Origin of the sequence: Streptomyces sp. NPDC052016 (assembly GCF_044548445.1) — a bacterium.
Classification (GTDB): domain Bacteria; phylum Actinomycetota; class Actinomycetes; order Streptomycetales; family Streptomycetaceae; genus Streptomyces.
This window is the reverse complement of sequence record NZ_JBIUBX010000014.1, coordinates 23398-33700: the sequence shown is the minus strand read 5'-3', so window position 1 is coordinate 33700 and position 10303 is coordinate 23398. Positions and strand designations below refer to the sequence as shown.

Annotated in this window: 11 protein-coding genes; 3 read left to right on the top strand and 8 right to left on the bottom strand. The window is 71.5% G+C overall.

Going from position 1 to position 10303, the window contains the following annotated elements:
• Positions 1-144 precede the first annotated feature (144 nt).
• The 5 genes from cbiE to ACIHAR_RS18685 form a co-directional block, all read right to left on the bottom strand.
• Positions 145-1362 carry a precorrin-6y C5,15-methyltransferase (decarboxylating) subunit CbiE gene (gene cbiE, locus ACIHAR_RS18705; protein WP_365455580.1) on the bottom strand — a complete coding sequence of 406 codons (1218 nt, stop codon included), beginning with the start codon at positions 1360-1362 and terminating at the stop codon, positions 145-147.
• Positions 1363-1454: 92 nt separating this feature from the next.
• Positions 1455-2093, bottom strand: a complete 639-nt coding sequence (locus ACIHAR_RS18700; protein ID WP_365455583.1) for a GNAT family N-acetyltransferase — start codon at positions 2091-2093, stop codon at positions 1455-1457.
• Positions 2094-2253: 160 nt separating this feature from the next.
• Positions 2254-3081, bottom strand: coding sequence for a MetQ/NlpA family ABC transporter substrate-binding protein (locus ACIHAR_RS18695; protein WP_400020473.1), 828 nt, complete (start codon positions 3079-3081; stop codon positions 2254-2256).
• Between the two features lie 101 nt (positions 3082-3182).
• Positions 3183-3920, bottom strand: a complete 738-nt coding sequence (locus ACIHAR_RS18690; protein WP_400020471.1) for a methionine ABC transporter permease — start codon at positions 3918-3920, stop codon at positions 3183-3185.
• A complete protein-coding gene (locus ACIHAR_RS18685) occupies positions 3917-4960 on the bottom strand; it encodes an ATP-binding cassette domain-containing protein (protein ID WP_365455592.1) in 1044 nt (347 codons plus the stop codon). The genes ACIHAR_RS18690 and ACIHAR_RS18685 overlap by 4 nt, the downstream gene beginning before the upstream one ends.
• 587 nt (positions 4961-5547) lie before the next feature.
• On the opposite strand from ACIHAR_RS18685, the gene ACIHAR_RS18680 reads away from it, so the two are divergent.
• Together ACIHAR_RS18680 and ACIHAR_RS18675 are read left to right on the top strand one after the other, a co-directional pair.
• Positions 5548-5907, top strand: a complete 360-nt coding sequence (locus tag ACIHAR_RS18680; RefSeq protein ID WP_365455595.1) for a hypothetical protein — start codon at positions 5548-5550, stop codon at positions 5905-5907.
• A gap of 1 nt (position 5908) precedes the next feature.
• On the top strand, positions 5909-6325 hold the full coding sequence (locus ACIHAR_RS18675) for a hypothetical protein (RefSeq protein ID WP_365455598.1): 417 nt from the start codon (positions 5909-5911) through the stop codon (positions 6323-6325).
• On the opposite strand, the gene ACIHAR_RS18670 is transcribed toward ACIHAR_RS18675, so the two are convergent.
• From ACIHAR_RS18670 to ACIHAR_RS18660, 3 genes are all read right to left on the bottom strand, one after another.
• Positions 6315-6812, bottom strand: coding sequence for a GNAT family N-acetyltransferase (locus tag ACIHAR_RS18670; RefSeq protein ID WP_400020467.1), 498 nt, complete (start codon positions 6810-6812; stop codon positions 6315-6317). The two genes, ACIHAR_RS18675 and ACIHAR_RS18670, sit on opposite strands and share 11 nt — an antisense overlap.
• A 45-nt stretch (positions 6813-6857) precedes the next feature.
• Entirely contained in the window at positions 6858-7364 is a 507-nt protein-coding gene (locus ACIHAR_RS18665; RefSeq protein WP_365455603.1) for a sigma-70 family RNA polymerase sigma factor, read from the bottom strand.
• Positions 7365-7432: 68 nt separating this feature from the next.
• Positions 7433-8641 (bottom strand): glycerophosphodiester phosphodiesterase, encoded by a 1209-nt coding sequence (locus ACIHAR_RS18660; protein ID WP_365455606.1) that lies wholly within the window; start codon positions 8639-8641, stop codon positions 7433-7435.
• A 623-nt stretch (positions 8642-9264) separates the two neighbouring features.
• Between ACIHAR_RS18660 and ACIHAR_RS18655 the strand changes: the two genes are divergently transcribed.
• On the top strand, positions 9265-9936 hold the full coding sequence (locus tag ACIHAR_RS18655) for a lysophospholipid acyltransferase family protein (protein ID WP_365456132.1): 672 nt from the start codon (positions 9265-9267) through the stop codon (positions 9934-9936).
• Positions 9937-10303: the final 367 nt, after the last annotated feature.

The following is a 10303-nucleotide window of genomic DNA, read 5'->3' as shown; positions in this document are numbered from 1 at the left end:
GGTTCTGCCGTACCACACGCATCCCAAAACGGATGCGTTTTCCGGACATTGACCGACGAAGCGCCGGGCGACCGGATGCGGTACGACGATCGGCCAGCCTACCGCGCGCGGTACGACAACAGGATCACGGGTGGGCGAACCGGGTCACGTCGAGCGGTCCGGCAGTACCCCGCTGAGCAGGAACGCGACGCTCCGCTCGGTCTCCGTCCAGGCCCGCGTGTCGAGTTGGACGGACTGCAGCAGGGCGCACTCGACGCGGTAGCCGTGTTCGGTCAGGTCCCGGCCGACGAGTTCGGCGGCGTCCCGGGTCATGGCGTGGGTGACGATGCGCTGCGGACGGCGGTCGGCGACCGCGGACACCACGTCCACTCCCCCGCCGCCGACCCGGACGACGTCCGGTTCGGGCAGGTTCTCCAGGACGTGCGGGGCGGTGCCGCGCACGATCTGGAGCTGGACGCCGTAGCGGCGCGCGCAGGCGTCGGTGCGGGCGCACGCCTCCAGGTCGCGGTCGACGGCGATCACGGCCGCGCCCGCCCGCGCGGCCTCGGTGGCGAAGGCGCCGCCGGCGCAGCCGATGTCCCAGACGAGGTCGCCCACGCGCGGCCCCAGCCGCGCGAGTTGGGCGGTGCGCAGCAGCTCCGACTCGCCCTCGCCGAGGCCGGCGCCGTACGCCTCGGCGGGCAGGGCCCAGCCGCGCGGGCCGGTGCCCGGGTCCCGGCCGGCGATCCAGCCGACTTCCCCGGCACCCACCGGGCCGGCCGGTCCCCCGATGACGATGACGACGTTGGGGTCGCGCCAGGTGTGGTCCGCGGCTCTGTCGGAGGTGACGACGCTGACCTGTTCGCGGTCGGTGCCGAGTTCCTCGCAGACGACGAAGGTCCGGTGGACGCCCTCCAGGAGCAGGCCCAGTTCGGCGGGGCCGGCGCCGGGCGAGGTGAGGACGGCGACCTTGGTGTGGGCGCGGCACACGTTCACCGCGCGGCGCAGGGTGCGCCGGTGCGCGACGACCACCTGGGCGTCGTCCCAGGGCATCCCGGCGCGGGCGAAGGCCGTGGCGACGGAGGAGACGGCCGGGACGACCTCGACCTCCAGTCCGTACTCGGGCGCGCGCAGGGTGCGGACGACGCCGAAGAAGCCCGGGTCGCCGTCGGCGAGGACGACCGCGGTGCCGCGGTGGCCGGCGATGCGGCGGGCGGCGAGGGCGACGCTGCCGAGGCGGATGCGCTCTGCGGCGGGCGGCACTTCGGGCAGCGTCAAGTGGTGGGCGGCCCCGGCCACCAGCGTGGCGGCGCCCAGGGCGGAGCGGGCCGCGGCGGTCAGCGGCGAGCCGTCCCAGCCGATCACCGTGACGCGGTCGGCCATCGTCGTCAGTCTCCCGGAGGTTTGCGCAGGCAGCGGGCTCCGTGAGGGTACCCGGTCGCGCGGGGCCGGGCCGCGGCGCGGTGACCGGGGTGTCAGTTCCAGTCGGTGTACGACGTGAATCCGTTGCTCTCCGCGAGCTGCTCGCCCGCACCCTCGAGGTCCTCGGGCAGGAGGCTCCAGACGATGAAGTCGGTGCGCACCTCCGTCCAGCGGCCGTCCTCGGTGCGGGCGCGCGCTATGCAGGCGTTGCGCAGGACGCCCTCGCTGATGCAGCCGATCTTCTGCGCGACCTGCTGCGAGGCGGTGTTGTCGGCGGCGGTGCGCAGCTCGATCCGCTCGAACTTCTGGTCGGTGAACAGCCATTGGGCGGTCGCGAGGGCGGCCTCGGAGGCGTAGCCCTCGCCGCGGGCCCAGGGGGCGACGATGTACGACAGTTCGGTGGAGCGGACGTGCCAGTTCGTCTTGCCGAGCTGGATGACGCCGACGAGCCGCTGGGTGAGGAACTCGGTGACGGCGAGGTCGAGTCCGCGGCCCGCCGCGCGTTCGGCAGGGGCGTACTCGGTGATCCAGGTGCGGGCGCCGTCCTCGGTGAAGGGCTGGGGGACGTCGGTCCAGGCCGTGATCTGCTCGTCGTTCATCATCTCGGCCAGGGCGGGCACGTCGTCCTCGTCGAGGGGACGCAGCACCAACCGCTCCGTGCTGATGGAGATGGTGGGGAAGGTGCTCGTCATGCGCCGCTCCGTAACCTTCGAGACCGTCGGGATCCGACCTGCTTGACCGTCAGACCTGCTGAACTGCCCAGCATGCAGCATGAAACCACTTCGACGCACCGCGGGGTCCGCTCCGGACGGAGGAGCGGACCCCTGACGTGGGAGGGCGCGGACCGGCGCCTCAGAAGGAGGCGATGACAGAGCCGGCGTACTTGTCCTCGATGAACTTCTTGACCTCGGCGGAGGTGAGGAGCTTCGCTAGCTTCTTCACGCGCGGGTCGTCCTCGTTGCCCTCCTTGACGGCGAGGAAGTTGCCGTACGGGTTGTCCGTGGCGGACTCGAGGACGAGGGCGTCCTGGGCGGGCTTGAGGTCGGCCTCGATGGCGTAGTTGCCGTTGACGACGGCCGCGTCCACGTCGTTGAGGGAGCGCGGGGTCTGGGCCGCCTCGAGCTCCTTGAACTTGAGGTTCTTGGGGTTCTTGGTGATGTCGGCGGGGGTCGCCGCGGCGCCCGCGCCGTCCTTGAGGGTGATGAGCCCGTTGGCGGCGAGCAGCTTCAGGGCGCGGGCCTCGTTGACCGTGTCGTTGGGGACGGCGACGGTCGCACCGCTCTTCAGGTCGTCGACGCTCTTGATCTTGTTGGAGTAGAGGCCGAGCGGCTCCAGGTGGACCGTGGCGACGGGCACGATGTGGGTGCCGTTCTTCTTGTTGAAGTCGTCGAGGTACGGCTGGTTCTGGAAGTAGTTGGCCCCCACGGAGCCGTCCTCCGTCGCGGTGTTCGGCGTGACGTAGTCGGTGAACTCCTTGACCTCCAGGTCGAGGCCCGCCTTCTGCGCCAGGTTGTCCTTGACGTAGGTGAGGATCTCGGCGTGCGGGGTCGGGCTCGCGGCGACGATCAGCGGGCCGCTGGTGTCGGAGGCGGCGTCCTTGTCCGAGCCGCAGGCGGTGAGCCCGAGGGTGAGGGCGCCGGCGGCGAGGACGGTGGTGGTGATCTTGGCGGTGTTACGCACGAAAAGTGCCTTTCCTGAGGGTGGTGCGGCCCCGTGGTGGGTGTACGGGGAGTCGGGGGTGGGCCCTGGGGGCCCGGGGGCGGCGCTCGCGGGCGCCCGGCTCAAGCGGCCTTGCCGACGTCGGCGGCCGCGGGCTCCTTGGCCTTCAGCAGGCGCAGCCGGGGCGCGGGGCCCGAGCGGCCGCCGCGGCGGTGCAGGGAGCGGGCCGCGTAGTCGCCGGCGAACTGGATGAGCGAGATGACGACGGCGAGGACCGCGACGGTGATCCACATCAGCTCGGTCTCGAAGCGCTGGTAGCCGTAGCGGATCGCGATGTCGCCGAGGCCGCCGGCGCCGACCGTGCCGGCCATCGCGGAGTAGCCGATGAGCGCGACGATCGTGGTGGTGGTGCTCGAGATCAGCGACGGCAGCGACTCGGGGACCAGTACCTTGCGCACGACGGTCCAGGTGTTGCCGCCCATCGCCTGCACGGCCTCGACCAGCCCGCCGTCCACCTCGCGGACAGCCGTCTCGACCAGGCGCGCGAAGAAGGGGATGGCGCCGACGGCGAGCGGCACGATGGCGGCCTCGCGGCCGATGGTCGTCCCGGTGATGGACCGGGTGAAGCCCATCAGCGCGACTATCAGGATGATGAACGGCATGGAGCGGGCGATGTTCACGACCTGGCCGGTCACCTTGTTCGCGACGACGTTCTGCAGCAGGCCGCCCCGGTCGGTGAGGACGAGCAGGATGCCGAGCGGGAGGCCGCCCGCGACGGCGATGAGGGTGGACCAGCCCACCATGTAGAGGGTGTCCCAACACGCCTGCTCGAGCAGGGGCTGCATCTCGGACCAGGTCACTTGGCACCGTCCTTCACCAGCAGGGGCTCCTGTGCGGGGGCGCCCGGTACGTCGATCTGGAGACCCTGTTCGCGCAGGAAGCCGATGGGCACGACGTTGTCCTCGTAACGGCCGGGCAGTTCGATGCGCATCCGGCCGACCTGGAGGCCGCCGACGGTGTCGATGGCGGCGCCGAGGATCGATATGTCGATGTTGTAGGTGCGCGAGAGCTGGGAGATGACCGGCTGGGTCGCGGCCTCGCCGTGGAAGGTGACGTCGACGATCGTGCGGTCGTCGCCGGAGGCCTCGCCGCCGACCGGGAAGAGGGCGGAGGCCAGCTCCGAGCCGGGGGTGGCGAGCAGCTCGCTGACGGTGCCGGACTCGACGACGCGGCCCTTCTCCATGAGGGCGGCGGAGTCGCAGATCGACTTCACCACGTCCATCTCGTGGGTGATGAGCAGGACGGTGAGGCCCAGCTGCCGGTTCAGGTCGCGCAGCAGCGTCAGGATCGAGCGGGTGGTCTCCGGGTCGAGCGCGCTGGTGGCCTCGTCGGAGAGCAGGACCCTGGGGTCGCCGGCCAGGGCGCGGGCGATGCCGACGCGCTGCTTCTGGCCGCCGGAGAGCTGGGCGGGGTAGGCCTTGGCCTTGTCGGCGAGGCCGACGAGGTCGAGGAGCTCGAGAGCCTTGCGGGAACGTTCCTTCCCCGACTGGCCGAGGATCTCCAGCGGCAGCTCGACGTTGTCCTGCACGGTCCGCGTCGACAGCAGGTTGAAGTGCTGGAAGACCATGCCGATACGACTGCGCGCCCGGCGGAGTTCCCGGCCCGCGCGCGGGCCGCGGCCGGCGAGGGCGGTGAGGTCCTGTCCGGCGACGGTGACCGTCCCGGAGGTGGGGCGCTCGAGCAGGTTGATGCAGCGGATCAGCGAGGACTTGCCGGCACCGGACTGGCCGATGACGCCGTAGACCTCGCCTTCGCGGACGTGGAGGTCGACGCCGTCGAGGGCGGTGACCTCACGGCCGCGGGCGCGGTAGACCTTGGTCAGGCCCGAGGTGGTGATCACTGGGTTTCCGTCACTGTCGAGTGCGCGGGCGTGGGTGTGCCCGGGCACGGGTGCGAATCGGTCAGGGACGCGACACGGTTCTCGCGGTGGCGGTGGAACCGGGGGAGAACATGTGCGCGGAGCGCGGCTCGGGTCTCGTACGGCTCACGGCGTACGGACGTGCCACGGCGTCTCGCTTCGGGGCGCGAGCTCGGGGGTGGTGCAGGGGCCCTCTAAAAGGCGCACATTCGACACATACAACGAGCACCGGGCGTCATGGTCGCCTCGGTCGCAAGGATGCGGCTGCTCGTCGTGGTCATGCGATCAGTAAAGCAGACGTACGGTCCTGACAAAGCCGCGCTGTCCGCATACTGGACAGCCGTGGACACCATGCGGAGGTGTGCGGTCCTCCCCCTCCGCGCCCAAGCCCCGGGCGGACAAGGCGGACAGGCCCTTCGCCGCCGGGCCGGATGCGCACAGGCGGGCGGGGTGGGGTGTGGCCAACGCCACGGTCCACGCACCGGTCCACGGACCGTGGTGGTCCAGACCGCAGGGAGTGGTGCGGGGCCGACCGCAGGGGGCCGATTACGCCGTAATAAGGTCGCTGCATGCTTGATGTCCTGACGCTGGTGACCGGTGTCGCCGCGCTGTTGCTCGCCGCGTGGTGCGGCTGGGCGGCCTACCGTGACCAGCCGACGAAGGACTGGCACTTCATCGGGATGGCCGTGGTCTCGGTGCTGGCGCTGGTGCAGCTGGTGGTCGGGATCGTGCAGCTCGCGCGGGGCGAGGAACCGGCGCAGGGCACGACGATCTTCGTGGCGTATCTGCTCGGGGCGTTCGCGTGCGTGCCGGCGGCGGGGTTCATGTCGCTGGCCGAGCGGACGCGGTGGGGATCGGTGACGGTCGCCGCGGGCGGCGTGGTGCTCGCCGTCCTCGAAGTGCGGCTCTTCGACATCTGGGGAGGCTGAGATGACGGCCGTCGGGGAGAAGCGGGCGCGGCTGGTCAGCGGGCCGGGCATGCTGCTGGTCTGGTTCTACGGCGTGATGGTGGTCGGGGCGGTGTCGCGGTCGGCGTACCAGATCGCGACGGAGTTCGACCGGGCGCCGCTGGCCTACTCGCTCTCCGCGGTGGCCGGCGTGGTGTACGGGTTCATCACGTACTCGCTGGTGCGGGGCGGCGAGACCGCGCGGAGGGCGGCACAGGTGTGCTGTGCCGCCGAGCTCGCGGGAGTGCTGATCGTCGGTACGTGGACGCTGATCGAGCCGTCGGCCTTCCCGGACGCGACGGTCTGGTCCGACTACGGCATGGGGTACGTGTTCATCCCCGTGCTGCTGCCGCTGTCGGCCCTGTACTGGCTGCGGAAGGGCCGGACGGCTAAGCCGTAGCCACGTACGCGCCCGCCGCCTTCTCCAGGACGATCATCGGTACGCCGTCCGTGCCCTCGGCGGTGCCGACCGTCTCGTAGCCCACGCGGCGGTACAGGCGGAGGTTGCCCTCGCTGCGGTGGCCGGTGTGGAGACGGAACTTGGTGGCGCCCCGCTCCTCGGCCAGTGCCGCCTCGGCCGCGCGCAGCAGCCGCGCGCCGATGCCGTGCCCCTGGAGGCGGGGGTGGACGCAGAGCTTGCCGATGGCGGCGGCGCCGTCCTCGGTGATGGAGCCGCGGACCGAGCCGACGACCTCCTCGCCCAGGCGGGCCACGAAGACGCAGTCGGAGACCAGTTCCTGCCGAACCGATTCGAGGGTCTGGACGAGAGGGGCGATGCGGTAGTTGCCGTACAGGGCCGCTTCGCTCTGGAAGCACAGGTACTGCAGCCTGAAGATCTGCTCGGCATCCTGCTCGGTCGCCACCGAGATGGTCACGCTCATGCCCATGTGCGCACGCCTCCCGCTCACCTGATCGCCTGGGGTCCTTCACTCCTATCCCCGCACTTCGCGGGTCGCAACCTCCTGCGCGAGCAGACGTCGCAGACATCCCAGACATCTGGAACGTTCCGGTCCGAGGCTGCCCTGTGAGATACCCAACTCCCCCGCGATCTCGCGGTACGTGAGGTCCTGCGGCGACAGCAGGGCCTGGAGGAGACGGGGGCAACGGCCGGGGAGGCGGTGCACGGCGTCACGCAGAGCGCGGTGGCGGGCGGCGGTGAGGACGAGGTGCTCGGGGCCCCGCTCGCTGTCCTCCGCGGGATCGGTCCCGTACGGCTGTTCCCGGCGGGACGTGCGGCGGGTGCGGCGGGACTCGGCGCGGACGGCGCGGCGCAGCCAGCCCTGCGGGTCGAACGGCGGCCCGTCGGTGGCGAGGTGTTCCAGGAGGCGCAGCCAGACCGCCTGTTCGAGGTCGGCGGGTTCGATGCCGGTGGCGTGCGCCTCGGCGGAGGCCTCCGCGGTGAGCAGGGGGCGCAGGGCGGCGAGCAAGTCGTGCTTCATGTGCGGCACGACGCGGCCGCCGGGCTGCGGGTTGCCCGGACGGCCGGTGTGTCACCCCAACGGGTCCCTCAGCCGTTGACGTGGTCCTCGCGGGCCAGCAGGCCCGTGTCCGGCTGGTCGGTGAAGACGCCGTCGATGCCGGTCGCGAAGTACGCCCGGTAGGCGCCGAAGACGTCGCCGTAGGCGTCGGCGTCGGTGCCCTTGCGGAAGTTCGCGGGCAGGAAGGGGTTCTCGTTGCGCAGGGTCCAGGGGTGCAGGACCAGGCCGACGGCGTGGGCGTCCTTCACCAGGGTGGTCGGGGTGGTGAGGTTGCCGCTCGCGTCCTTCGGGATCACCAGGTCGAGGGTGGGGCCGATGCCCTGCGCGTAACCGGCGATCTCCCGCAGGCCCTTGCGGGTGACGAGGTCGGCGACGGTGCGCGGGTCGCCCGTCTCGACGAAGTCCCAGGGGCGCGTGCCGGCCCCCGACAGGAGGACGACGAGGGGGTTGTCGACCAGCTTGTTCAGGCGCTGGATGCTGGTCGGCTCGAAGGACTGCAGGATGACCGGTGCGTTCTTGCCGTCCTTGCCGTGCTTGCGCAGCAGCTTGGCGACCCGCTCCTCCAGACCCAGGCCGAGCTTGCGGAAGTAGGTGGGGTGCTTGAGCTCGGGGTAGATCCAGACCTGCTTGCCGCGCTTGCGCGTCTGCTCGTCCTGCCACCGCAGGACTTCCTCGAAGGTGGGGATCTCCCAGCGGCCGTCGTAGAGGGTGTTGTGCGGGCGGTTGGCCGGAATACGCTCGGTCGCGCGCAGGGTCTTCAGCTCGGCGAGGGTGAAGTCCTCGGTGAACCAGCCGGTGGTGGGGACGCCGTCGAGGAGCTTGGTGGTCCTGCGGCCGGCGAACTCGGGGTGGCTCGCGACGTCCGTGGTGCCGCCGATCTCCGGCTCGTGGCGGCAGACGAGGTGACCGTCCTTGGTGGGGACGAGGTCGCCGGCCTCGACGATGTCGGCGCCCAGGTCGAGGGCGAGCTGGTAGGCGCCGAAGGTGTGCTCGGGCCGGTGGCCGCTGGCGCCGCGGTGTCCGATGATCGTCGGCACGGGCAGGCTCTTGAGCCCCTTGCCGCCCTGGCCCGCGCCGTGCCGTGCGTCGGCGGCTCTCGCGGTGCCGGTCAGGCCGAGGCTCGTGCCGGCGGCGCCGAGTGCGGCCGCGGCTCCGAGGAACACGCGCCGTCCGGTTCCGCCCGCCCGGCTGCTCGACATCGGCGACTCGTGCGACTCCTGCGACTCGTGCGTCCCCATGATGGTCCTCCTGCGTCTGCTCGTCCGGTGCGCGCCGATCGTAGGGGCGTGCACATGACCGGGGGGAGGCCTCGACACGAACACCGGGGTGACGGCGTGTGGCGTCTGTTCCGGCCAGATGACGTCCCGTCGGGTTCGGTGCGGCGGGGCGGGGTAGCCGGACGGTGTCGGTCAGTGACGGTCGTGGCCGTCCCGGTCGCAGGGCGAACGAGCGCCCCGCGTCGTCGAAGTGGCGCGCCGCGTGCGCCTTGCGGCGGGCCTCGCGCGGGCCGCGGGTGGCGTCCGTCTCGATCGGGCCGGGTCGTGGCCCGCGGAGAAGCGGCGCCGGTCCCCGCGGACCAGGACGGTGACGGCGGTCGCGAGCACCGGCACGGATACGCGTACGGGTGCGGGTACGGCGGAGGCTGCGGCGATCTCCATGGCTCCCCCGGGCTTGCTCGGTCGAGTCCTTCGTCACATCGTCCACCCGCGTGCCGGACCCGCGACGGCGCGTCCGATCAGGTAAACGTACGTCAACAGTGCGTAAGACCTCGGTGAACCCGATGTGCGGTACCCGGGGGGCCGCGAGTATCGTCCTCACCTGCACAGACTCATACCGCTATCCCTTGACATCGGAGGGCTCGTTGTCCCGCTTCGCGCTCATCAAGGCAGTGCTCGGACCGGTCATGCGCCTGATGTTCCGCCCCCGGGTCGAAGGCGTGGAGCACATCCCGGGAGAGGGTCCGGTCATCCTGGCCGGCAACCACCTCACCTTCATCGACTCGATGATCCTTCCGCTCGTGTGCGACCGGCAGGTCTTTTTCATCGGCAAGGACGAGTACGTCACCGGCAAGGGGTTCAAGGGCCGCCTGATGGCCTGGTTCTTCACCGGCGTCGGCATGATCCCGGTCGACCGCGACGGCGGCAAGGGCGGAGTCGCCGCCCTGATGACCGGGCGGCGGATCCTCGAGGAGGGCAAGGTCTTCGGCATCTACCCCGAGGGGACCCGCTCGCCCGACGGGCGGCTGTACCGGGGGCGGACGGGTATCGCCCGGCTCACCCTGATGACCGGCGCGCCGGTGGTGCCGTTCGCGATGATCGGCACGGACAAGATCCAGCCGGGCGGGTCGGGGATGCCCCGGCCGAGCCGGGTCACCGTGCGGTTCGGCGAGGCGATGGAATTCTCCCGCTACGAGGGGATGGACCGGGACCGGTACGTGCTGCGGGCGGTGACCGACTCGGTGATGACCGAGGTCATGCGGTTGTCGGGGCAGGAGTATGTGGACATGTACGCCACCAAGGCCAAAGCGGCGTAGTGCCTCCGGCGGTTGGGGCGTCTGTGTGGGCGGGGGGTGCGCGGGGTCTGGGCGCCCCTCGCTCCCCGCGCCCCAGGGGGTGGGCTGTCCAGCCGTGGGGTGCGAGGTGTGGCGCGAGCTTGGACGCCCGGGCGCCGTCCGGGTGCGGGAGTACCGCGCCTGCGGGAGCGAGTGTGGGTGCTCGCGCCGTTCCCCGCGCCCCTTGCAGGCGGCTGACCAGCCGTCGGGCGCAAGTGCGCCGGGGCCGAGGACGCCCGGGCGCCGTCCGAGTGCGGGAGTACCGCGCCTGCGGGAGCGAGTGTGGCTGCTCGCGCCGTTCCCCGCGCCCCTTGCAGGCGGCTGACCAGCCGTCGGGCGCAAGTGCGCG

Excerpts from the sequence above, each read along its gene's own strand:
- ACIHAR_RS18665 (WP_365455603.1), bottom strand. The coding sequence starts at position 7,364 with ATGAAGCACGACTTGCTCGCCGCCCTGCGCCCCCTGCTCACCGCGGAG.
- ACIHAR_RS18670 (WP_400020467.1), bottom strand. The coding sequence starts at position 6,812 with ATGGGCATGAGCGTGACCATCTCGGTGGCGACCGAGCAGGATGCCGAG.
- ACIHAR_RS18675 (WP_365455598.1), top strand. The coding sequence starts at position 5,909 with ATGACGGCCGTCGGGGAGAAGCGGGCGCGGCTGGTCAGCGGGCCGGGC.
- ACIHAR_RS18660 (WP_365455606.1), bottom strand. The coding sequence starts at position 8,641 with ATGGGGACGCACGAGTCGCAGGAGTCGCACGAGTCGCCGATGTCGAGC.
- cbiE (WP_365455580.1), bottom strand. The coding sequence starts at position 1,362 with ATGGCCGACCGCGTCACGGTGATCGGCTGGGACGGCTCGCCGCTGACC.
- ACIHAR_RS18680 (WP_365455595.1), top strand. The coding sequence starts at position 5,548 with ATGCTTGATGTCCTGACGCTGGTGACCGGTGTCGCCGCGCTGTTGCTC.
- ACIHAR_RS18700 (WP_365455583.1), bottom strand. The coding sequence starts at position 2,093 with ATGACGAGCACCTTCCCCACCATCTCCATCAGCACGGAGCGGTTGGTG.